Origin of the sequence: Bradyrhizobium sp. ARR65, from assembly GCF_000472385.1 — a bacterium.
In the GTDB taxonomy this organism is placed as follows: domain Bacteria; phylum Pseudomonadota; class Alphaproteobacteria; order Rhizobiales; family Xanthobacteraceae; genus Bradyrhizobium.
The window spans coordinates 1-21,433 of the sequence record NZ_AWZU01000042.1; the positions used below are offsets into that span (position 1 = coordinate 1).

A 21,433-nucleotide genomic window follows, 5' to 3' on the forward strand; every position below is an offset into this window, starting at 1 on the left:
TTCCAGACCGACTTCAATGCTGCGGGCGGACGCCTATTCGGCTCGGGCTGGGTGTTTGTAACCGTCACAAAGGATGGCAATCTCGCGATCGAGACCCGCCCGAACCAGGACACTCCGCTCATGGACGGCAAGCGGGTGTTGNTTGGCAACGATGTCTGGGAGCACGCTTATTATCTCAGCTACCAGAACCGCCGCCCTGATTACCTCAAAGCCTGGTGGAATACTGTGAACTGGGACAAGATTGCGGAGCGCTACGCCGCCGCGAAGGCAGGCACGCTTGGTGTCTAGATCAGTCTGCTTTTCTCCGGCCGTACCCTGAAGGCAGGGAGAAGCAGGCAAGAGGCAAGCAAAATGACCCACTTTGTGAAGGTCGCAAGAACTGACGAGATCAAACCTGGTCAAGCTCGCCTGGTCGATGCCAGGGGCAGACAGATCGCCCTGTTCAACATCAACGGCGAGTTCTTCGCGATCGACAACATGTGCACCCACGAACAGGGCTCCTTGGCCGAGGGAGAAATCTTGGGCCACGAGGTGACCTGCCCTTTGCATGGCGCGAAATTCGACGTTCGGACCGGAGGCGTTCTTGGTCCGCCGGCCTACGATGATGTCGCCTGCTACAGCGTCCGCGTGATGGGAACTGACATCGAAGTTGACGTGGAGTGAGCGCTACCTTCGACTGAGCGTTGATGCCCCGAGATGCTTGCCCGGAGCGAGTGTTATCGACGATGCGGCGAGACCGCAGTTACCAGCCCGTGTGGCTGTGGGGCGTGTTGCGTGCGTCCACAACTTCCGCATTGGGTCAGGGGCGGTAATGCTTAAAACGAGCCTATTTTGTCCGGTTCACCCCGGACACCGGGCATGAGCAATCGCCTCCGGCTCCTCGGCCTTGGGCCAGAAGCTGACATGTAGGAGGTTAGGATAGGCTCGCCAAAACAACTTCCCGCAACACGCGCGTCGGCGGAATCCATTGATCGTCGGTCCCATAGTTTCCAGCCGTTAACGCGATAACGAGCTGCAACGCAGGAATGATGAACAGTCGTTGGCCGCCTTCTCCCTGCGCCATCCACATGCGCTCCAGCCGCCCCGGCGCCCATCCCTTCGGCCTGCCGAAGGCCACATCAAGAAGAAACCATTGATAGCCATAACGGCGAAGCTCGTCACAACTGACCACCGGCGTCGTGCAACGCGTGATCCACTCGGCGGGCACGATCTGCTTGCCGTCGAGTTGCCCACCCGAGAGCATGAGCGTCCCTATCCGTGAGAGGTCACGAACGGACATCCGGGCGCCAGACGCAGCGAATGGCTCACCATCAGGCCCAGCGGCCCATTGCGTTCGTCCCATACCGAGCGGACCGAAAAGAGACTCGCGTGCGAACTCATGCAGTGACTTGCCTGACCCTCTTGCGATCAGACGGGCGAGCAACGCGGTCGCTCCGCCGCAATAAGTCCAACGCGCACCAGGCCTCTCGATGACTGGTCGCTCCAATATATAGCGATAGCGGTCCGGAGCGTCATCCATTGCGGTTTCGCTGTTGCGAGGATCGGCATAGGGCAAGCTACTCTCGTCCCAATCCGTTCCCATGGTCATCGAGAGCGCATGATGGACTGTTACGCGGGAACGTTCCTCGTCAACAAGATCGCGATACTCAGGAAATCCAGAAAGCAGGCTCGCCTCTGGGGCCGGGACCCTTCCCTGCTGAAGGGCGATCCCATAGAGCAAGGCCACGATGCTCTTCGAGCACGATCGGAGATCATGGAGCGTCTCCGCGGTAAACTTGATCGTCCCGAGATCGCCAACTCCTCTCGCCCTATCTTGACCCTCGAAATAGCGCTCGACGATCGGTTCCCCGTTCTGGAGAACAAGAAGACCATGAATATTCCACACGCGCCGCTCAGCGACTGCTTGATCGAGCCTTCGGATCACGTCGATGGCGAATTTGTCGGAAGGGGGCGCAGGCCGTTCCATCCCGAGAGACGGCGAAGCCATGACTGCTGCTCCTATTCCTGAAAGTATCTGGCGACGATCCAGCACGGCTGAAATGGCCTCATTTGGAGTTGTATCGTTTCATATCAAATGGACACCTTCCAGTGAATGTCAGCTCTGGGTCAAAAGCGGCGAGGGATGCCCGCGAAAGAGAGGTCCGCTCTGCACATGACCACGGACATGCGGGCGATTTCGACCTTCTCCGGCTGGGGCGAGATCGCATGATCTTTTCGGAAAACCGGTTTCCACTTTGCGCTTCGCGGGCCTCCGGGTCCGGATCATGCTCCGGAACAAGCCTTGCGGTGTGCGCAAACCATGTCTACCTCTCGCACGACCCTTCGGAAGAGGTAATACCGATATGATCGACGCCGCCGTCAAGGCGCTTGCGCAAATGCTGTCGCCGCCGATGCGCTCCATCCTGTGGCGATCGATCGGGCTTGCCTTGGTGCTGATCAGCGTGCTGGCGATCGGGTTGCAGCGGCTCCTGAGCTGGCTTGCGACATCAGGCGAGAGCTGGGCGGAAGCGGCGCTCGGTCCCGGCGCCCACACGCCGCTCTACGTGCTCGCCTGGGTCGTTTCCGTCGCCGCCGGGCTCGGCATCGTGTTCGGGGCGATCCTGTTGATGCCGGCGATTACCTCGCTGGTCGCAAGCCTGTTTGTCGATGAGATCGCCGATCATGTCGAACGCGAATATTATCCGGCCGAGCGCCCGGGCACGGCGCTGCCCTTCGGCCTCGCGATGCAGGAAGGCATCAAGGCCGCGCTCTTGAGCATCCTGGTCTATCTGATCGCGCTGCCTTTCGTGTTCGTGGCCGGCGTCGGGTTTATCGCCTTCTTCATCGCGACCGCCTGGCTGCTCGGACGGGAATATTTCGAGCTTGCCGCCATGCGCTTCCGCCCCCCGGAAGAGGCCAAGGCGATGCGACGGGATAACGCGGCGGTCATCTTTACCGCCGGCCTGATCATCGCCGCCTTCGTGTCGATCCCGATCGTCAATCTGGCGACACCCTTGTTCGGCATGGCTTTCATGGTCCACATGCACAAACGGCTGTCGGGTTCGCGGCCTGAACTGATCGAGCCGACGCGCCGGCCGCAAGCCTCATTGCGCTGAGCTCAGCCGAAAGAGGGGACGCGCGCTGTCATTGCGAGCGAAAGCGAAGCAATCCAGGCTTTCCTCGCGGATGCAGTCTGGATTACTTCGTCGCTTTCGCTCCCCGCAATGACGGCCTTGGTTTGGAAGACGCTCGTCCGCCACGCCATCTCGAGCGGCGGATGCTCTACGCCTTAACGGACACACCGCAGCGGCGCATCACCGTCTTTGCGAAGCCAAATGGCTCCGGCGTAAATGGACCGGGCGGCGGTGGGGTGATGAAGGCCACCACGATCAAGGCGGCAATCGCAAGCCAGAAGCACAGCCAGAAGCCGTCGATATAGGCGAGCACGTTGGCCTCCCGCTGAACCTCGACGGCGAGCATTTCCACTGCGCGGGCCGATGCGGTACCGGCGCCATGGCTGGCAAAATAGTCCGAGAAGCTCTTCAGCATCCGCGTCACCTCGATGCTGCCGTTCTCGACATGCAGTCCGAGATAATTGGAATGGATCTGCTCGCGCACACGCAGCCACGTGCCCATCAGCGCGACGCCGATCTCGGCGCCGCCAAGCCGCATGATCTGGATATAGGCCGCAAACGCGGTGGCGCGTGTCGGATCGGAATTGGACACCACCATGATGATGATGGGCAGAAGTGTGAACGCCTGCCCCACCGATTGCAGGAGCACGACCGGCACAAAATCCTCGCGTACCCAATCATGGGTCAATTGTGTTCCCACTAGATTTGCCGCGGCAAAAATCGAAAAGCCCAGCACAACCACGGTGCGTGGGTCGAAGTGGCGCAGCGCATAGATCGACAGCGGCACCAGCACGACCATCGGCAGCGCGCCGTAGGTCAGCAGCAGCACGCCGCTTTGTTCCGGCCGCAGCCCGGTGACAACAGAGAGAAAGTTCGGCACCAGCGATGAGTTCGACAGGCTGGTGAGAGTGTAAAGCAGGATGACGACCAGCGAGAGCCCGACATTGCGCGAAAACAGCACGTTGACATGGGCCCAAGGCTGGCGAACCAACGTCTCGTTAACGAGAAAGACGACGAACAGCACGCCGCCGCCGATCAACAGGGCCATCACCGTACCCGCTTCCAGCCAGTCGAGGCGATTGCCCTGGTCGAGCCCGGCGTAGATCATCGACACGGACGTTCCGAGCAGCAGCATGCCGCCCCAATCGGCATCCTTGAGCAGCGCCCTGTTCACCGCCTCGTGCGGCGTGCCGAGATAAACCATCAGCGCCATCAGCGGCGCAATCAACGCGCCCTGCCAGTAAATCCATTGCCAGCCGAGATGCTCGACATAGAAGCCGACCGCAGACGGGCTGGTGTCGAGGGCGAAGCCGACCCGGATGGCGTAAATGGAAATCGCCGGCAGCCACCATCGGATCGGAAGATTGCGGAAGATGATCATCAGCGTCGCGGGCACGAAGGTGCCGAGCAGCATGCCATGGGCGATACTGAGCGCGATCAGGGTCGGATAGTGGTGAACGAGGGGGATCACCAGCGAGATCACCGCGTAGACCAGGCTCGGAACGCCCAGCACGCGGCGTAGGCCGAACACCGTCGCAAGCCACGCCACGGCGGGCGCGATGAAGATCTGCGAGCCGATCGCGGCGGTGGAAAGCCAGGCACCTTCGTCGAAGCCGAGCGAGAACGCGCCGCGCAGATCCGGCAATCCGATCGAGGTCAGCCGACTGTCGAAATTCGCCAGGAATGCGCCGAGCAGAACGGCACCGACCGCGAACAGTGGCCGGCGGCCGACCTCACCGCGCGAAACGGGTCCGCGATTGACGTCCTCATTTTGCGCCATTTGCGCCGGCTTCATCGGTGTGAATCCGGGTCTCGACCGACATGCCCGGCAGCAGATGTTCGAGCAGCGGCTGGTTCGGCTCGAAAGCGATGCGGACCGGAATCCGCTGCACCACCTTGGTGAAATTGCCGGTCGCATTATCCGGCGGCAGCAGCGCGAATTGCGAGCCGCTGGCCGGCGCGATCCGCTCGACACGGCCACGCAGCTTCTGTTTGGAGAAGGTGTCGACGGTGATATCGACGGGCTGGCCGGGCCTCACATTGGTGAGCTGCGTTTCCTTGTAGTTGGCGATCACGTAGACATTGGGCAGCGGCACGATGTTGATGAGATTGCTGCCGATGTTGACGTAATCGCCCGGCTGCACCTGCCGCTCGCTGACGACGCCGTCGAACGGCGCCGTGATCCGGGTGTAGCCGAGCTTGAGCTTGGCCGCGACCAGCGCCGCCTTGGCGGCTTCGACGTCGGCGGCACGCTGCTTCCTTGTTCCCTGCAGGACTTCAAGCTGATGGCGTTGTGCGGCGACCACCGCGCGGCTCGCACGGACATCGGCCTGCGCCTTGGCGTAAGCCGCGGTGGCCTGCTCCAGCCGCTGCCGGGTTCCCGCGTCGGTCTGCGCCAGCGATTGCTGCCGCTGCTGTTCCTGCTGCGCCTCGACCTCCAGCGCGTTGGCCGAGACCTGCTGGGCTTCGGCCTGCGCGATGGTCGCATATTGCAGTTCGATCTGGCTGGCGAGGTTGTCGAGCGCCGCCTGTGCGGCGGCCACGTTCGCGTCGGCCTGCGCCACCTGCGCCTGGTAATCGGCGGGATCGATCTGGATGAGAAGATCGCCGGTCTTGACGCGCTGGAAATCGCTGACGGCGATGGTGAGGACCTCGCCCGCGACCCGGCTGCTGAGCCTCGTCAAATCGGCGCGAACATAGGCATCGTTAGTGGTCTGGATGGCTCTGCTGCCGACCCATGAGTCCCAGCGCAACGTGGCCACCGCGACAAAGGCGAGCGCAACGATCACGGCAAACAGCGGGATCGCGAGCCGGGCCAAAGTGCTGCGTACCGGCAGTGGCGCAGCCGTGAATGGTTCGGGTGAAGACGCAGGCGGCGCGGCCGGCGTCGGCTGATCTGGTAGCGCCACCCGCATGGTCTGGTCCTGCTGGCTCAAATCCACTCTCCCATCGATCGATCCGCCGCCGAGCAGATCAGCCTGACCTCAGGTTTCAATGATGACCCTACGGCAAAGCGTCCGCTACGGCGAGGGGCGCGGATCGTCAATCGTCCTCAGGTATAGCCAAGGACGGGGGACCGAACGTCAGTTTCGCTGTTCCCGCGCGAGCAGCGCCAGCAACAGACCCAGGATGGCCACGCCGGCGAGCATCGCCCAGGCCTCATTGACGCAGAGCGCGAGCGAGGCCTTTTCGACCATAGGACGAACGAAGGCGATTTCCTCCGCTGTTGGTGGGCCTGCTGGCCGGTTCGCGAGCAGTGATGGATCAAGCCCGATCGCCTGCGCCGCGTTGAGATCGCCAGCGAGGAGTCGCGCGCGAAAATCATCGGCGTGGATCGCGACCCGGCCATAGAGAATCGTATCGATCAACGCGATGCCGATCGCGCCGCCGAAGTTCCGCATCAGATTGAACAGGGCGCTGGCATCGGCGATCTCCTTCTCCGGCAGCGCACCGAGCGCGATGCGGGTCGGCGGCAGCAGACAGAACATGATCGCAACCCCGCGCAACACTTGCGGCCAGAACATCTCGGCAGAGTCGGCCGTCCGGGGCTGAAAGCTGCTGAGGCCGAGGCCCAGCGCGAACAGCGCAAAGCCGGCCGCCGTCAGCGCCCGCGCGCCAAACCGGCTTTCCAGGATGGCCGCAAACGGCGCGGCGAGAAGCTGGGCCGTCCCGGTCACCAGCATGATCGTACCGATCTCGAACGCATCATGTCTGCGTACAAACGAGAGAAACACCGGCATCAGATAAACCGAGCCGTACAATCCGACGCCGAGGCAAAAGCTCAGAGCGCAACCGACGGCAAATGAACGCTGCTGCAAGGCCGCCAGCCGCACGATCGGATGCGCGCTGCGCAGCGTCCGGAGCACGAAGATGCCGATGCCGAGACCGCTCGCCAGCAACTGCCCCGCACAGGCTGGCGACAACCAACCCTGATGCGGAGCTTGCTTGAGCCCGATCTCGAGACCTGCGAGCGCAAGCACCATGAGCAGAAGCGCGAGTGAGTCCAGCTTGATGAGTTCGGCAAGATCCGTCGGTTGGCGCGGCACAAGCCGCGGCGTCAGCACAGCGACGATCAATCCCGGAATGACATTGATCAGAAACAGCCACGGCCAGGACCAGGTCTCGGTGATAAAGCCCCCGACCACGGGTCCGATCGTTGGCGCCAGCACCGCGACCGCACCGCCGATTGTGGTGGCGATCGCGTGAAGCCGCGGCGGAAACAGCAGGAACACGGCCGAAAACACCGCGGGAATCACAACGCCGCCGGAAAAGCCTTGCACGACGCGGAACACGAGCAGCGTGGAAAGACTGCCGCTGAAGGCGCAGCCGATCGAGGCCAGCGTGAACAGGCTGACCGCTGCGGCAAACAGCCAGCGCAAGCCTAAGACCCGCGTGAACAGGCCGGTGAGGGGAATGGCGATCACTTCCGCGATCAGATAAGCGGTCTGAATCCAGCTCATCGCTTCAGGTGAAATATGCAGAGCGCCCTGAATGGTCGGCAGCGAGGTCGCGACCACCTGGATGTCGAGGATCGCCATGAACATGCCGAGGCACATCAGCAGGAAGCCGCCCCAGATCGCGATGGGCGGCGTCTCCTGACAGATCTTCGGCGGCTCCGTCATGAGACAGCGCGCGCGAATGGCCTGCTGAACGTCGCAAGCGCGCGGGCCTCGATGCGAATGCGGACGAGGAGGGCAATGCCGTTCATCACCGAGAAGAGCAGGGCCGCGTACGGCAAGTGCAGGGCGAGCGGCAGCAGGGCGAGCTCGCCGGCGACAACGGCGTAATTGGGATGCGCGACATAACGATACGGCCCGGACGCGATCAGCGGCTCGCCAGGCAACACAATGATGCGCGTGGTCCAGCGTGAACCGAGGCTTGAGAGAATCCAGAGGCGAAGGCCCTGCAGCATCACGAATGCCGCAAGCAGAAGCCAATCGACCCGCTGGTTGCGGCCGAGCATCCACAGCGCGATCAGCCAGGCCACGTGCACGGCGACAATGAACGGATAATGGCGGGCGCCGACCTCGATCGCACCGCGCGCCAACAGCCGCTTGGTATTGCGGCGCGACAGTATGAGCTCGCCGAGCCGCTGTAGCGTGACCAAGGCGAGAATGATCGCCGCAGCGCTCACGCCGCGTGCCGCAGCGCGACGCAGCTTGCGGTGAAACCGGGGCCGAGCGCGGTTAGCAACGATCGTCGCGGCAGGCCCTGCGCAACTGCGCGCTCCAACACGAAGAGTACCGTCGGTGCCGACATGTTGCCGTAGTCGGCGATGATCTCACGCTCGTGGGCAAGCGTGCCCTGATCGAGCGATAGCGCCCGCTCCAGGGCGGTTATGACCTTGCTGCCGCCGGGATGGCAGACAAAGCGATCGATATCGCTGGCAGCCAGCTCCATTCGCGCGAGGATTTCGGCAACAGCGGGACCCAAATGTCCGGCGACGAAGTCGGGAATGGTGCGCTGGAAGATGACGCCAAACCCTTCCGGATCGACGCTCCAGCCCATGATGTCGAGCGTCTCAGCCCACAATTTCTCGCCCACGGCCTCGATCCGCGTCGCTCCGCCGTCGCCGGCGCGCAGCACGAGTGCGGCGGCGCCATCGCCAAACAGGCTCGCCGCAACGATATTGGCCTTGGTCAGTTCATCATGGCGGACCGCCAGTGTGCACAGCTCGAGCACGACCAACAGCACGTTGGTCCCCGGCCGCGCCTGCGCCAGGCGCCCGGCAATCGACAGTCCCGAGACGCCGCCGGCGCAGCCGAGTCCGAACACCGGTACGCGCGAGACGTCGGCGCGAAAGCCCATTTTGCCAGCGAGCCGCGCCTCCAGCGTCGGCGTGGCGATGCCCGTCGAGCAGACGGTCACGACAGTGTCGATGTCGCAGGCCGCAAGATCGGCGCGCGCAAGCGCCGCTTGCGCTACATTGATGAACAGAGCTTCCGCACCTTCCAGAAAAGCGTTGGTCCGCTCCGGCCAGCCGCGCGGCTCGAGATACCATTCGATCGGCTTGACGCCGTAACGATTGCGGATGCCGGTGTTGGCGAACAGGCTCGCCAGTGTCTCGAATTGCTCGTAGCGAGCGGAAAGGATGCTGCGCGCCGCTTCAAGAATCTGCTTCTGGTGAAATTGGTGCGGCGGTACCGAGGTCGCCAGCGACACAAGCGCGGCCGTATGGTCCATGTGATTGTCCCTGCCTCTGCGATAACCCCGCAAATATCAACAGCACGCCGGTGCCGTTATTTCGGCCGCCGCCGGGGACGGCGCGACACAAATGTTCAATATAAATTGAACCGAGCCGTCGGCCGCCAGCAACGCTGGGACGGCTCAGTGCGCGACCAGTGGGCAGCCGGCTTCGGCGAGCGGGCGGAACGCCTGACCGCCTGGAATGACGCCAAGGATCTTGTAATAGTCCCAGGGCCCAATGGATTCCGACGGTTTTTTCACCTGCGCGAAATACATGTCATGAACCAGGCGGCCGTCATCGCGCAAATGACCGCCCCTGACGTAGAAGTCGTTGACCGGCAGTGCGCGCATCTTGGCCATGACCGCTTTCGCTTCGTCCGTGCCGGCCGCAGCGATGGCCGCAATGTAGTGACGAATCGCCGAATAGACGGCCGCCTGCGCCATCGTCGGCATTCGTCCTTGCTTGTCGAAGAAACGCTTCGACCAGGCGCGACTTTCATCCTCACGGTCCCAGTAGAAAGCGGTGACGAATTTCAAGCCTTGGGCGGCCTGCAACTCCATGCTGTGGACGTCGGAAATGAAAATCAGCAGCGTGACGATGCTTTGATTTTTCGTCAGCCCGAATTCGTTGGCCTGCTTGACGGAATTGACCATGTCTCCGCCGCCATTGGCGAAGGCGACGACCTTGGCGCCTGAGGCCTGCGCCTGCAGCAGATACGAGCTGAAATCCGAGGTATTCAGCGGATGACGGACGCTGCCGAGCACCTTGCCTCCGGCGGCCTTCACGGCGGCCGTCGCATCCGCTTCCATGGAATGGCCGAAGGCGTAGTCGACCGTGATGAAGAACCAGGTATCGCGTCCCTCGGCGACGATCGATTTCGCAAGGCTCGTCGTCAGCGCGTAGCTGTCATAGATCCAGGACGCTTCGTTGGGAGTGCAGTTCTTGCCCGTGAAGGCGGTGCTTCCCACCGCACCTGCAATCGCGATTCTGTTGTGGCTCGCCGCGAGCTGCTCGACCGCAAGCGCCACGGCGGAGTTGTCAAAACCGATCGCCATATCGACCTGCTCGTCTTCGAACCAGCGGCGTGCCACGGCAACGCCGACATCGGCCTTGTTCTGATGATCGGCAAAGACGACTTCGATCGGCTTGCCGAGAACCGCGCCGCCGGCATCCTCGACCGCCATTCGCGCGGCGGCGACCGAACCCGAGCCGCCGAGATCGGCATAGAGGCCGGACTGATCGTTGAGCACGCCGATCTTCACGACATCGTCGGAGATTTGCGCGCGAGCATTGCCTGCCCAAAGACAAGCAATCGCGACTGCCGAAGCCAGTACAGCTTGCGATCGCACGGCGTGCCTCCCCGGCAATATGTCTTGATGGTCCTTGAGCTGGACCTTGGACGCAAGCCTATGTCTTGCGACGATCCCGTACAAGATCGCGGCGCTGCGCGGTCAAGCCGATTTGGGTGGGCGCCTGCCCGGCTAGACCGTCTTTTCCGGCCAGCGGCAGAGATCGTTGATCAGGCACACTTCGCAACGCGGCTTGCGGGCAAGGCAGGTGTAGCGGCCGTGCAGAATGAGCCAATGATGCGCGTGCAGCATGAACTCGGGAGGGATCACCTTCTCGAGCCCAAGCTCGACGTCGAGCGGCGTCTTGCCCGGTGCGAGCCCGGTGCGATTGGCGACGCGGAAGACGTGGGTATCGACGGCGAGCGTATGCTCGCCATAGGCCATGTTGAGCACCACATTGGCGGTCTTGCGTCCCGCGCCGGGCAAGGATTCGATTTCGGCGCGGGTGCGCGGCACCTCGCCGCCGAACTCCTCGATCAGCTTTCGCGAGAGCGCGATCACGTTCTTCGCCTTGGTGCGATACAGCCCGATGGTCTTGATGTAATCGCGCAGGCGCTCTTCGCCGAGTGCGAGCATTTTCTGCGGGGTATCGGCGACCTCAAACAGTTCGCGCGTTGCCTTGTTGACGCCGGCATCGGTGGCTTGCGCCGAGAGCACGACCGCAACAAGCAGCGTATAGGGATTGAGATGCTCCAATTCGCCCTTGGGCTCCGGGTTGGCTTTGCGAAACCGCTCGAAGGCCTCGCGGATCTCAGCAGGCGTCCAAGGCCTTGATGCTTTAAGTGATTCGGCTTCAGACGGCTTAGCCTTAAGGGCCTTTTTGGCGACGCGCGCGCGGCCCGGCTTGGCCTTCTTGACCCTTTTGGCTTTGGCCTTCTTTGCCGATTCTTTGGGCAGCGATTGAACGCGCGCGGGTTTGGCGCGTTGAGCGCGGGTGATTTTCGCCATGATCGGGATATACTGACAGGTCATGACCACAGGCAATGATTTTGATCCCGATACGGCCGACCCGGAGTTGTTCAGGGCGCTGTTGACGCCGCATCGGTCGCTCAACCGCACCGGCTTTTTGCTGGTGATGTTGCTTGTGAGCGCGATCAGTTTCGCGGCCGGCATGGTCTTTTTGTTGATGGGCGCCTGGCCGGTATTCGGGTTTTTCGGGCTCGACGTGCTCGCGATCTATTGGGCATTCCGGATCAATTTCCGCCGCGCCCAGGCCTGCGAGCACATTTCAATCACCTCGTCCGAGCTGCGGTTGCGCCGGGTGAGCCATCGCGGCCATGTGTCCGAATGGGTGTTCAATCCGCTGTGGGTGCGGCTCGACCGCGAAACCCACGAGGAATTTGGCATCGAGCACCTCTACCTCGCTTCGAAAGGCCACCGGGTGGCGATCGGGAGCTTTCTGGGCCCCGACGAAAAGGCCAGCTTTTCCAAGGCCCTGATCGCGGCATTGAACGCAGCCCGGCGGGGACCGACCTACAATCCGGTAGCCTGAGGCGGATCGGAAATCGGGTGGTTTCGAAGGCCCGCCTGCCCTACATCTGGGCCATGATGACCCTTGCCATACACGACCATCGCCTGGCCAAGCCAGGCCCACAGAGCGCGGCGCTCCGCGACTATGATTCCGTGCGCAGGGCGATCGCCTTCATCTCGGAACATTGGCGCAGCCAGCCGACCATCGAGGCGATGGCGGATGCAGCCGGCGTGACGCCTGATGAGCTGCATCATCTGTTTCGCCGCTGGGCCGGGCTGACGCCCAAGGCCTTCATGCAGGCGCTGACGCTCGATCACGCCAAGAATCTGCTGCGCGGTTCCGCCAGCATCCTCGATGCCGCGCTCGACTCCGGCCTCTCGGGGCCGGGTCGGCTGCACGACCTGTTCGTCACTCATGAAGCGATGTCACCAGGCGAATGGAAGATTGGGGGCGCGGGACTGATGCTGCGCTACGGCTTTCATCCCTCGCCCTTCGGCACCGCAATCGTGATGACCACGGCGCGCGGGCTTGCGGGTCTGGCCTTTGCCGATCCCGGCGAGGAGCAGGCGGCGCTTGCCGACATGCAGAGCCGCTGGCCGAAGGCGACTTATGTCGAGGATTATCTGTCCACCGCGCCGGTGGCGCAGCGCATCTTCGACCCCAAATTGTGGCGAGCTGACCAGCCGCTGCGCGTGGTGCTGATCGGCACCGATTTCGAGGTGCGGGTCTGGGAGACGCTGCTCAAGATCCCGATGGGCCGCGCGGTGTCCTATTCGGATATCGCCTGCAAGATCAAAGCACCCACCGCCTCGCGCGCGGTCGGCGCTGCCGTCGGCAAGAACCCTGTGTCCTTCGTGGTGCCGTGCCACCGGGCGCTGGGCAAGGACGGCAAGCTCACCGGCTATCACTGGGGCATCACTCGCAAGCAGGCGATGCTCGGCTGGGAGGCGGGGAAAGTTGGGATGCAGTAAAGCGTTGCCGTCATTCCGGGGTGGGCGCTAGCGCGAACCCGGAATCTCGAGGTTCCGGGTTCGGTGCGTCGCATCGCCCCGGAACGACGTGCGAGACAATCAACGCTCCAGCCGCTTCCAGAACACCGCGGTGTCGCAGAGGCGTCCATCTGGAAACAGCGCGTAGTTCGGGATGACGCCGCTCTCGGTCCAGCCGGCGCGTTTGTAGAGCCGGTAACCGCTTTCGCCGGGGACGGTGTCGAGCACGAGCAGCCAGCGTCCCCGCCGCCTTGCCTCCTGTTCGACCTCCGCCATCAAGGCCGCGCCGATGCCGCGGCCGCGCACGGAGCGATGCACCAGCATTTTCTTTACGTCGGCGCGGTGCGGCTGGTTCGGCGGCGTATCCAGCCCGAGCTGGACCGTGCCGACGATGCGGCCGTCGAGTCTTGCCGCAAGCAGCACCGTATCGCCCGCAGCGACGGACGCCGCGACCTTGCGGAAGAATCCAAGCCCGTGCTCTTGCGAGAACGGCGCCATGAAGCTGACGCTGGCACCGCCAGTGACGCAATCGACGAGCACGGTGGCGAGCTGATCGATCGCGCTCTCCGCGATCGGCGCATCGAGAATGGAGATCGCGAGCTCGCCGCTCACGCCGCCAGATCAAGCTTTGACGCCACCGTTGCGTCCGCATTCAGGCGATAGATGATCGGCACGCCGGTCGCGAGTTCGCGCTTTAAAATGCTTTCCGGCGTCAATCGTTCCAGCACCATGATCAACGCACGCAGCGAGTTGCCGTGCGCGGACACCAGGGTGCGTTCACCGCGCAGCACGCAGGGCAGGATCTCCTGCACATAATAGGGCAGGGCGCGCGCCAGCGTATCTTTCAGGCTTTCGCCGCCGGGCGGCGACACATCGTAGGAACGCCGCCAGATGTGGACCTGCTCTTCGCCCCAACGCTTGCGGGCGTCGTCCTTGTTGAGACCGGCGAGGTCGCCATAGTCGCGCTCGTTAAGCGCGAGATTTGTCTTGGTCGGAAGCCCCGTCTGCCCGAGCTCGTCGAGAAGGATATCCAGCGTGTGCTGCGCGCGCTTCAACACCGAGGTGAAAGCGATGTCGAATTGCAGGCCCTGCGCCTTCAGCTTGCGGCCGGCATCCTTTGCCTCCTCGATGCCTTGCGGCGTCAGGCCCGGATCCTTCCAACCCGTGAACAGATTCTTCAAATTCCATTCGCTCTGGCCGTGGCGCACCAGCACAAGAAGTCGCTCGCTCATTGTTCTGATTTCCGGAGTTGTTCGAGATCTAGATGTCGCCCAAGCCAAGCACGTCGGCCATGCTGTAGAGCCCGGGCTTCTTGCCGTGCGCCCAAAGCGCCGCCTTCAGCGCACCATGAGCAAAGAGAACGCGGTCTTCGGCGTGGTGCGAGAGGATCAGACGCTCAAATGGACCGGCAAAGATCACGCTGTGATCGCCGGCGGCGGTGCCGCCGCGCAGGGACGCAAACCCGATATCACCGCTGCGCCTTGAGCCTGTGACGCCGTCGCGGCCCCGCGCCGAATGATCTTCCAGCTTGATGCCGCGGCCGGCGGCTGCGGCTTCGCCCAGCATCAGCGCGGTACCCGAGGGCGCGTCGATCTTGCCCTTGTGGTGCATTTCCAGGATCTCGATGTCGTAGCTTTCGTCCAGCGACTGCGCCACGCGCTTGACCAGCGCGGCGAGCAGGTTGACGCCAAGGCTCATGTTGCCCGACTTGACCACGACGGCGCGCGAAGTGACGCTGTTGATCACGGCTTCGTCGGACGACGACAGGCCGGTCGTGCCGATGACATGCACCAGGCCGCGCTCGGCGGCGATCGCGACATTGGCGATGGTTGCCCTTGGCACGGTGAAATCGAGAATGCCGTCGGCATTGGCCGACAACGTCCAGAGATCGGCCGACAGTTGGACGCCGTTGGCGGGCAGGCCGGCGAGAACGCCGGCATCCTTGCCCAGGAGTTCCGAGCCGGGCGCCTCCAGCGCACCGGTCAGCACCGCGCCCGGTGTTTCCGAAATCACCCGCGTCAGCGCGCGGCCCATGCGGCCGCCGGCGCCTGCAACAATCAATCGCATGTCGGCCATGGTTCTTCCTCTTCGCCGCCCCTTGTAGCCGGGCCGGACCGTTCCAGCAACCGACCGGCGCGCACGCCGCGTGCGCCAAGCTGACCGGACTGAACCCTGCCAGCCCGTGCCAGGGACAACGAAATAAGCCGCCGCCGGTGCCCGGCGAATCTCACACAGCGCTTTATGGCTGCGGACCGTCGTAGCCCTCGATGATGATGAGATCGGCGATCGAGTGCGGCTGCCGCACCTTGATGTTGTCCTGATATTCCGGCGAGCGATAGCAGGCGAGCGCCGTCTCGTAGTCCGGAAATTCGATCACCACGTTGCGTGAGCGGCTTTGACCTTCGACGCCTGTAAATTTGCCGCCGCGCACTACGTAACGGCCGCCGAATTTATTGAAGATGGCCGGGTTGGCTGCCGCGTAAGCCTTGTAGCCCTCTTCGTTGTGAACGTCGACGCGTCCAATCCAATAGCCCTTCGCCATGTTCGTTGTTCCTTCCTTTACCCAGCTACAACAGGCGCGATCTCGGCCACGATGGCCTCGGCCGCCGCTTTGGGATCGGCCGCTTCGAGAACGGGACGCCCCACCACGAGATAATCGGCGCCCGCGGCAATCGCACGCGCCGGCGTCATGATGCGCTTCTGATCGCCGCTGGCCGCACCCGCTGGCCTGATCCCCGGTGTAACCAGGTTCAGCCGATCGCCGACAACGTTGCGCAAGGACGCCGCCTCCTCGGGCGAGCAGACCAGCCCGTCGATGCCGATCTCCTGCGCCTGCCGCGCACGCGTGGCCACGAGATCGGCGACGCCGAGCCGGTAGCCGGCAGCATTGAGATCGTTATCGTCATAAGAGGTGAGAACGGTGACTGCCAAAATCTTCAGGCTGGAGTCGGCGCGACCTTCGAGTGCCGCTTTCATGGTTTGCGGATAGGCGTGCACCGTGAGAAAGGTTGCGCCGAGCTTCGCGATGCTTTCGACGCCGCGCGCAACCGTGTTGCCGATGTCGTGCAGCTTGAGATCGATGAAAACCTTCTTGCCCTTGTCCGCGAGCTTGCGCACCAGCGGCAGGCCGCCGGCGAAGGCAAGCTGATAGCCGACCTTGTAGAAGGTGACGCTATCGCCGAGCCGCGCCACCATCGCTTCCGCCGGCTCCAGGCCGGGCAGGTCGAGTGCCACGATCAACCGGTCGCGCGGAGCAATCTGGGACGGCATTCTCACCTCACATCATGCGCTGGGAAACATCGATCAACTGCCTCACCAACGCTTTCAGCCCCTCGATATCGGCCGGATTCTTCAATCTGTCCATATCGTCATAGGCCTGATCCGCGAACGAAAGCGCGAGCTGGTTTGGAATCACGGTGGCCTGCAATGCCGAGAGAATCAGCCGCAAGGCTGCCAGCGCCCGCGTTCCGCCGAGTCGGCCCTCCGAAGCGGCAGCGACCGCAAACGGACGCATCCGAAACACCTGACCGCGCGCCTCATGGGGATCCTGCACCCGGCTTACCCAGTCGATCGTGTTCTTCAATAGCGGCGGCACCGAGGAGTTATATTCGGGGGTGACGAGCAGAATGCCGTGATGGGCGGCCACCATGCGCTTGAGATTGACCGCATTCTTCGGCACGCCGGATTTCGCCTGCAGGTCGCCGTCATAGATCGGCAGCGGATAATCGGCCAGCGACAGCCGCGTGACATCGACCCCCGCTTGCGCGAACTCGTAGGCCGCCTGCGCAGCGAGCTTCGCATTATGCGAGCCGGTGCGCAGCGAAGCGGGGATCACCAGGATTTTCAGTGCGGCCATGACCGATAATGCATTCGCCGTCGTTGCACCCGACGAATGCGCCGGGCCGATTTAACGCTTGCGATACACCCACACGCGCGCCGGCGGAAGATTCATCCAGATCCGCTCGGAGGCTTCGGTTGACACGCCAGGCAGCGATTTGGGGATCGGCGGCACCACCGAATAGGTGTACTGGACGAAGGGCGCGCCCGGCGCCAGCGCCGTGAACGCGTCGCGAATGAGGCGGAGCCGCGTCAGCATCGGTTTGGTCACCAGCGGCAGGCTGGAGACGATCGCCGTCGCTGGCTGGCTCAGTACGTTCCAGAGCGTGTCGCGCAGCCGGTAAGCGTCGCCCTGCACCACTTTGGCCTGCGGATAGCGGTCGCGCAAAAGCGCACAGAAGCCCGGATTATATTCGACCAGCACCAGACGCCTCGGATCGATGCCATGGTCGATCAGCGCGCTGGTGATCGCGCCCGTACCCGGTCCAAGCTCGATCACCGGGCCGTTGGAATTGCGATCGACATATTGTGCCATGGTGCGGGCAAGCGGCCGACCCGATGGCATCACGGCACCGACATGGAGCGGCTTCTCAATCCACGAACGCAGAAAACGAACCTCGTCGTCGAGACGAGGCTTTTTCAACGTACGCACGGATGATTGCGAGGGCATATCCACTAACCAGACGGGACCGCGGCATCGCGGCGGATGTCAGAAAACAGTCACAAAGACGTATAGGTAGCCGACGAGGCGGTCAAGCCGAACCGCCGCCGGGCCGGCCCTCGGCGCCCAGCGCGATTTGGCGATAACAGCATGCGTTCGCTGATGTTTTTGCGGCGCGCCGCGTGCGAAAACCAAACGGCCCGACGCATGGCAGCTAGCCGGTTGCCCGATTGCCGAAGAAATCCTTGACCTTGGCGAAGAAGCCCGCGGCTTCCGGCTGCGTCGCACCGGACGACAGCTTTTCGAACTCGGCCAGCAACTCCTGCTGCTTCTTGGTGAGGTTCTGCGGCGTCTCGACCATGACCTGGACGTACATGTCGCCCATCTGGCGCGAGCGCAGCACCGGCATGCCCTTTGACGCAATGCGGAAACGTCGGCCGGATTGAGTCCCCGCAGGGATCTTCACCTTGGTCTTGCCCTTGTCGATGGTCGGCACCTCGAACTCACCGCCCAATGCCGCAGTCACCATCGAGATCGGCACGCGACAATGCAGATCGGCGCCATCGCGCTGGAAGAACGGGTGCGAGGCCAGGGAGAGGAAAATGTAGAGGTCGCCGGGCGGGCCGCCGCGAACACCGGCCTCGCCTTCGCCCGCAAGCCTGATCCGCGTACCGTCTTCGACGCCCTGCGGGATGTTGACCGAGAGCGTTCGCTCGCGCGCGACCCGGCCCGAGCCCGAACAGGAAGGGCAGGCGTCTTCGATCATCTGGCCACGGCCCTGACAGCCCGGACAGGTCCGCTCCAAGGTGAAGAAGCCCTGTGCCTGACGCACTCGCCCCGCCCCGCCGCACATGCCGCAGGTCTTCGGCTTGGTGCCGGCCTTGGCACCGGTGCCCGAGCAGGCCTCGCAGGTGACGGAGACCGGAATCTCGATCTGCGCCGTCTTGCCCTGAAAAGCTTCCTCGAGCGTGATTTCCATGTTGTAGCGCAGATCCGCGCCGCGCTCGCGGCCGCCGCTCCTGCGCTGTCCGGCCATGCCGAACAGGTCCTCGAAAATATCGGAGAAGGACGACGCAAAGCCCGCGCCGAAGCCCGCACCGGCGCCATTGAACCCGCCACCATTCTCAAATGCGGCGTGACCGTAGCGGTCATAGGCCGCGCGTTTGTCGCTGTCCTTGAGGACCTCGTAGGCCTCGTTGATTTCCTTGAAGCGGATCTCGCTGGTGGCATCGCCCGGATTGCGGTCGGGATGCCATTTCATGGCAAGCTTGCGAAACGCCGCCTTCAACTTGGAATCGTCGGCGTCACGTTCGACCCCGAGGGTTTCATAGTAGCAGCGCTTGGTAGACATTGCTGAACTCTGCTGAGCCAATCGCGGTTATCGTAGCGCGCGAAATCGCCGCGCAACGGCACCCATACCCTTGCCCCTCACAGGGAAGGTGACGGGTTCAACATAATTGACTGACGTTGACCGATGGTAACAGGCGGGGCTTGCGTACCCGCCAAACCTTTCGAAGGCGAGTCGCCCGAGGGCGGCCTCCCCCTCGTCGGGGGAGGCGCTTGCGGAGTGGAGGATTCCACGCGCCCGCATGACAACCCTCGCGGGCTTTAAGCGGACTTCTTCTTGTCGTCGTCAACCTCGGTAAACTCCGCGTCGACGACGTCGTCCTTCGCCGCAGCCTTGGCGGCATCGCCTTCGGCCTGCTGCTTGTACATGGCCTCGCCAAGCTTCATCGAGACCTGGGCCAGCGTGTTGGTCTTGGCCTTGATCGCCTCGGCGTCGTCGCCCTTCAGGGCTTCCTTCAGGTCGCTGACCGCATCCTCGATCGCGCGCCGCTCGCCTTCTGCGATTTTCGAGCCGTGCTCGGCCAGCGCCTTCTCGGTGGAATGCACCAGCGCATCGGCATGGTTCTTGGCGTCGACCGCCTCGCGGCGCTTCTTGTCCGCGGCCGCATTGACCTCGGCTTCCTTGACCATCTTCTCGATGTCGGCTTCCGACAGGCCGCCGGAGGCCTGGATGCGGATCTGCTGCTCCTTGCCGGTCGCCTTATCCTTGGCCGAGACGTTGACGATGCCGTTGGCGTCGATGTCGAACGTCACCTCGATCTGCGGCATGCCGCGCGGGGCCGGCGGAATGCCCATCAAGTCGAACTGGCCGAGCATCTTGTTGTCGGCCGCCATCTCGCGCTCGCCCTGGAAGACGCGGATGGTCACCGCGTTCTGATTATCCTCGGCGGTCGAGAACACCTGGCTCTTCTTGGTCGGGATCGTGGTGTTGCGGTCGATGATCCGGGTGAACACGCCGCCCAGCGTCTCGATGCCGAGCGACAGCGGGGTCACATCGAGCAACAGCACGTCCTTGACGTCGCCCTGCAGCACGCCGGCCTGGATCGCGGCACCAACGGCGACGACCTCGTCGGGGTTGACGCCCTTGTGCGGCTCCTTGCCGAAGAGCTGCTTAACGACTTCCTGAACCTTCGGCATGCGGGTCATGCCGCCGACCAGCACCACCTCGCCGATTTCACCGGCGGTCACGCCGGCATCCTTCAGCGCCTTGCGGCAGGGCTCGATGGTCTTCTGGATGAGATCGTCGACCAACGCCTCGAACTTGGCGCGGGTCAGCTTCATGGTCAGATGCTTCGGACCGGATTGATCCGCGGTGATGAAGGGCAGGTTGATTTCAGTCTGGGTGGTCGAGGACAGCTCGATCTTCGCCTTCTCAGCAGCCTCTTTCAGGCGCTGCAGCGCGAGCTTGTCGTTGCGCAGGTTGATGCCCTGCTCCTTCTGGAACTCGTCGGCCAGGTAGTTGACCAGCCGCATGTCGAAATCTTCGCCGCCCAGGAAGGTGTCGCCGTTGGTCGACTTCACCTCGAACACGCCGTCGCCGATCTCCAGAATCGAAATATCGAAGGTGCCGCCGCCGAGGTCATACACGGCGATGGTGCCCGATTTCGATTTGTCGAGGCCGTAGGCGAGCGCAGCCGCGGTCGGCTCGTTGATGATGCGCAGCACCTCGAGCCCTGCGATCTTGCCGGCGTCCTTGGTCGCTTGACGCTGGGCGTCATTGAAGTAAGCGGGAACGGTAATGACGGCCTGATCGACTTTCTGGCCGAGATGGGCCTCCGCGGTCTCCTTCATCTTCTGCAGGATGAAGGCAGAGATCTGCGAGGGCGAATAGGTCTTGCCATCGGCTTCGACCCAGGCGTCGCCGTTGGATGCCTTGACGATCTTGTAGGGGACGAGCTTCTTGTCCTTCTCGACCATCGGGTCGTCATAGCGGCGGCCGATCAGCCGCTTGACTGCGAAGAACGTGCGCTCGGGATTGGTCACCGCCTGGCGCTTGGCCGGCTGACCGACGAGGCGCTCGCCGTCATCGGTAAAGGCGACGATCGACGGTGTCGTCCGCATGCCCTCTGCGTTCTCGATGACCCTGGCGTTTTTGCCATCCATTACGGCAACACAGGAATTGGTGGTGCCGAGATCGATCCCAATGACCTTTCCCATGGTCTCTTATCCTTCCGTTTGCGGCAGGTTGGCTGAGCCCTGACGGCGCCCTGATCCGAACCCCCTCTAGATCAAATACTCGCGATATTGCGACGGTGAGCCTCATATAGGAGGGGCCCATAGGCCCGCAAGGACCGGACCGCAACCTTGGCCCATGAAAAGCCCTTCCAATTGAAAGATAATATCGGCCCGCGCCCCCGACCTTCTCGTTAACAAAACGACTGGCGCGGGGAGGCGCGACCGGGCGGGCGACATCACGCACCCTGTTGCCGGCGGGTCAAAACCGCTAAAAGCCCCCAAATTGGATTGAGAGGCCCCTGAC

22 protein-coding genes are annotated in these 21,433 nt (G+C 63.1%); 5 read left to right on the top strand and 17 right to left on the bottom strand.

All coding sequences use genetic code 11. From position 1 onward, the window contains the following. Both F758_RS0132410 and F758_RS0132415 read left to right on the top strand, forming a co-directional pair. Positions 1 to 288 (top strand): superoxide dismutase (locus F758_RS0132410; RefSeq protein ID WP_024511779.1); only part of this gene is annotated, 288 nt, incomplete at its 5' end. A 63-nt stretch (positions 289 to 351) separates the two neighbouring features. Beyond that, the gene (locus tag F758_RS0132415) at positions 352 to 663 is read left to right on the top strand and encodes a Rieske (2Fe-2S) protein (protein WP_024511780.1); all 312 of its coding nucleotides are present in this window, start codon (positions 352 to 354) and stop codon (positions 661 to 663) included. 250 nt (positions 664 to 913) lie between these two features. Here F758_RS0132415 and F758_RS0132420 read toward each other — a convergent pair whose 3' ends face one another. Further along, a complete protein-coding gene (locus tag F758_RS0132420) occupies positions 914 to 2,032 on the bottom strand; it encodes a serine hydrolase domain-containing protein (RefSeq protein WP_245286654.1) in 1,119 nt (372 codons plus the stop codon). Between the two features lie 310 nt (positions 2,033 to 2,342). Here F758_RS0132420 and F758_RS0132425 point away from each other — a divergent pair, with 310 nt between their 5' ends. Next, complete coding sequence (locus F758_RS0132425; protein WP_024511782.1) at positions 2,343 to 3,095, top strand: sulfate transporter family protein; 753 nt, start codon at positions 2,343 to 2,345, stop codon at positions 3,093 to 3,095. 166 nt (positions 3,096 to 3,261) lie between these two features. Here F758_RS0132425 and F758_RS0132430 read toward each other — a convergent pair whose 3' ends face one another. The 7 genes from F758_RS0132430 to nth form a co-directional block, all read right to left on the bottom strand. Then, a complete protein-coding gene (locus tag F758_RS0132430; protein ID WP_024511783.1) occupies positions 3,262 to 4,893 on the bottom strand; it encodes an MFS transporter in 1,632 nt (543 codons plus the stop codon). Further along, positions 4,880 to 6,049, bottom strand: coding sequence for an HlyD family secretion protein (locus F758_RS0132435; RefSeq protein WP_024511784.1), 1,170 nt, complete (start codon positions 6,047 to 6,049; stop codon positions 4,880 to 4,882). Before F758_RS0132435 ends, F758_RS0132430 begins: the two co-directional genes overlap by 14 nt. A 147-nt stretch (positions 6,050 to 6,196) precedes the next feature. Next, positions 6,197 to 7,735, bottom strand: coding sequence for a DHA2 family efflux MFS transporter permease subunit (locus F758_RS0132440; protein ID WP_024511785.1), 1,539 nt, complete (start codon positions 7,733 to 7,735; stop codon positions 6,197 to 6,199). After that, a complete protein-coding gene (locus F758_RS0132445; RefSeq protein ID WP_024511786.1) occupies positions 7,732 to 8,247 on the bottom strand; it encodes an isoprenylcysteine carboxyl methyltransferase family protein in 516 nt (171 codons plus the stop codon). Before F758_RS0132445 ends, F758_RS0132440 begins: the two co-directional genes overlap by 4 nt. Continuing rightward, complete coding sequence (locus F758_RS0132450) at positions 8,244 to 9,296, bottom strand: type III polyketide synthase (RefSeq protein WP_024511787.1); 1,053 nt, start codon at positions 9,294 to 9,296, stop codon at positions 8,244 to 8,246. Before F758_RS0132450 ends, F758_RS0132445 begins: the two co-directional genes overlap by 4 nt. Before the next feature lie 144 nt (positions 9,297 to 9,440). After that, positions 9,441 to 10,649 (bottom strand): ABC transporter substrate-binding protein, encoded by a 1,209-nt coding sequence (locus F758_RS0132455; RefSeq protein WP_024511788.1) that lies wholly within the window; start codon positions 10,647 to 10,649, stop codon positions 9,441 to 9,443. Between the two features lie 132 nt (positions 10,650 to 10,781). Next, entirely contained in the window at positions 10,782 to 11,597 is an 816-nt protein-coding gene (gene nth / locus F758_RS0132460) for an endonuclease III (RefSeq protein ID WP_024511789.1), read from the bottom strand. A 22-nt stretch (positions 11,598 to 11,619) separates the two neighbouring features. On the opposite strand from nth, the gene F758_RS0132465 reads away from it, so the two are divergent. Continuing rightward, positions 11,620 to 12,141 carry a DUF2244 domain-containing protein gene (locus F758_RS0132465; RefSeq protein WP_024511790.1) on the top strand — a complete coding sequence of 174 codons (522 nt, stop codon included), beginning with the start codon at positions 11,620 to 11,622 and terminating at the stop codon, positions 12,139 to 12,141. Between the two features lie 53 nt (positions 12,142 to 12,194). Further along, positions 12,195 to 13,091: a methylated-DNA--[protein]-cysteine S-methyltransferase gene (locus F758_RS0132470; protein ID WP_024511791.1), complete on the top strand. Its 897-nt coding sequence runs from the start codon at positions 12,195 to 12,197 to the stop codon at positions 13,089 to 13,091. A 99-nt stretch (positions 13,092 to 13,190) separates the two neighbouring features. Here F758_RS0132470 and F758_RS0132475 read toward each other — a convergent pair whose 3' ends face one another. The 9 genes from F758_RS0132475 to dnaK all read right to left on the bottom strand — a co-directional run bounded on the left by F758_RS0132475 (position 13,191) and on the right by dnaK (position 21,111). Continuing rightward, the gene (locus F758_RS0132475) at positions 13,191 to 13,721 is read right to left on the bottom strand and encodes a GNAT family N-acetyltransferase (RefSeq protein ID WP_024511792.1); all 531 of its coding nucleotides are present in this window, start codon (positions 13,719 to 13,721) and stop codon (positions 13,191 to 13,193) included. Then, positions 13,718 to 14,341, bottom strand: a complete 624-nt coding sequence (locus F758_RS0132480) for a 2,3-bisphosphoglycerate-dependent phosphoglycerate mutase (protein ID WP_024511793.1) — start codon at positions 14,339 to 14,341, stop codon at positions 13,718 to 13,720. Before F758_RS0132480 ends, F758_RS0132475 begins: the two co-directional genes overlap by 4 nt. A 28-nt stretch (positions 14,342 to 14,369) precedes the next feature. Then, entirely contained in the window at positions 14,370 to 15,185 is an 816-nt protein-coding gene (dapB, locus tag F758_RS0132485; RefSeq protein WP_024511794.1) for a 4-hydroxy-tetrahydrodipicolinate reductase, read from the bottom strand. Positions 15,186 to 15,348: 163 nt separating this feature from the next. Further along, the gene (locus tag F758_RS0132490; RefSeq protein WP_024511795.1) at positions 15,349 to 15,651 is read right to left on the bottom strand and encodes a DUF1330 domain-containing protein; all 303 of its coding nucleotides are present in this window, start codon (positions 15,649 to 15,651) and stop codon (positions 15,349 to 15,351) included. Positions 15,652 to 15,668: 17 nt separating this feature from the next. Then, complete coding sequence (gene pyrF / locus F758_RS0132495) at positions 15,669 to 16,379, bottom strand: orotidine-5'-phosphate decarboxylase (protein ID WP_024511796.1); 711 nt, start codon at positions 16,377 to 16,379, stop codon at positions 15,669 to 15,671. A gap of 7 nt (positions 16,380 to 16,386) precedes the next feature. After that, positions 16,387 to 16,965 carry an NADPH-dependent FMN reductase gene (locus tag F758_RS0132500; protein WP_024511797.1) on the bottom strand — a complete coding sequence of 193 codons (579 nt, stop codon included), beginning with the start codon at positions 16,963 to 16,965 and terminating at the stop codon, positions 16,387 to 16,389. 51 nt (positions 16,966 to 17,016) lie between these two features. Beyond that, the gene (locus F758_RS0132505; RefSeq protein WP_024511798.1) at positions 17,017 to 17,616 is read right to left on the bottom strand and encodes a class I SAM-dependent methyltransferase; all 600 of its coding nucleotides are present in this window, start codon (positions 17,614 to 17,616) and stop codon (positions 17,017 to 17,019) included. 205 nt (positions 17,617 to 17,821) lie between these two features. Then, positions 17,822 to 18,958: a molecular chaperone DnaJ gene (gene dnaJ, locus F758_RS0132510; protein ID WP_024511799.1), complete on the bottom strand. Its 1,137-nt coding sequence runs from the start codon at positions 18,956 to 18,958 to the stop codon at positions 17,822 to 17,824. A 257-nt stretch (positions 18,959 to 19,215) separates the two neighbouring features. Then, complete coding sequence (gene dnaK, locus F758_RS0132515) at positions 19,216 to 21,111, bottom strand: molecular chaperone DnaK (protein WP_024511800.1); 1,896 nt, start codon at positions 21,109 to 21,111, stop codon at positions 19,216 to 19,218. Positions 21,112 to 21,433: the final 322 nt, after the last annotated feature.

Coding starts and splice junctions, on each gene's coding strand:
- F758_RS0132415 (WP_024511780.1), top strand. CDS start 352: ATGACCCACTTTGTGAAGGTCGCAAGAACTGACGAGATCAAACCTGGT.
- F758_RS0132425 (WP_024511782.1), top strand. CDS start 2,343: ATGATCGACGCCGCCGTCAAGGCGCTTGCGCAAATGCTGTCGCCGCCG.
- F758_RS0132430 (WP_024511783.1), bottom strand. CDS start 4,893: ATGGCGCAAAATGAGGACGTCAATCGCGGACCCGTTTCGCGCGGTGAG.
- F758_RS0132440 (WP_024511785.1), bottom strand. CDS start 7,735: ATGACGGAGCCGCCGAAGATCTGTCAGGAGACGCCGCCCATCGCGATC.
- F758_RS0132450 (WP_024511787.1), bottom strand. CDS start 9,296: ATGGACCATACGGCCGCGCTTGTGTCGCTGGCGACCTCGGTACCGCCG.
- nth (WP_024511789.1), bottom strand. CDS start 11,597: ATGGCGAAAATCACCCGCGCTCAACGCGCCAAACCCGCGCGCGTTCAA.
- F758_RS0132465 (WP_024511790.1), top strand. CDS start 11,620: ATGACCACAGGCAATGATTTTGATCCCGATACGGCCGACCCGGAGTTG.
- F758_RS0132470 (WP_024511791.1), top strand. CDS start 12,195: ATGATGACCCTTGCCATACACGACCATCGCCTGGCCAAGCCAGGCCCA.
- F758_RS0132480 (WP_024511793.1), bottom strand. CDS start 14,341: ATGAGCGAGCGACTTCTTGTGCTGGTGCGCCACGGCCAGAGCGAATGG.
- dapB (WP_024511794.1), bottom strand. CDS start 15,185: ATGGCCGACATGCGATTGATTGTTGCAGGCGCCGGCGGCCGCATGGGC.
- F758_RS0132490 (WP_024511795.1), bottom strand. CDS start 15,651: ATGGCGAAGGGCTATTGGATTGGACGCGTCGACGTTCACAACGAAGAG.
- pyrF (WP_024511796.1), bottom strand. CDS start 16,379: ATGCCGTCCCAGATTGCTCCGCGCGACCGGTTGATCGTGGCACTCGAC.
- F758_RS0132500 (WP_024511797.1), bottom strand. CDS start 16,965: ATGGCCGCACTGAAAATCCTGGTGATCCCCGCTTCGCTGCGCACCGGC.
- F758_RS0132505 (WP_024511798.1), bottom strand. CDS start 17,616: ATGCCCTCGCAATCATCCGTGCGTACGTTGAAAAAGCCTCGTCTCGAC.
- dnaJ (WP_024511799.1), bottom strand. CDS start 18,958: ATGTCTACCAAGCGCTGCTACTATGAAACCCTCGGGGTCGAACGTGAC.
- dnaK (WP_024511800.1), bottom strand. CDS start 21,111: ATGGGAAAGGTCATTGGGATCGATCTCGGCACCACCAATTCCTGTGTT.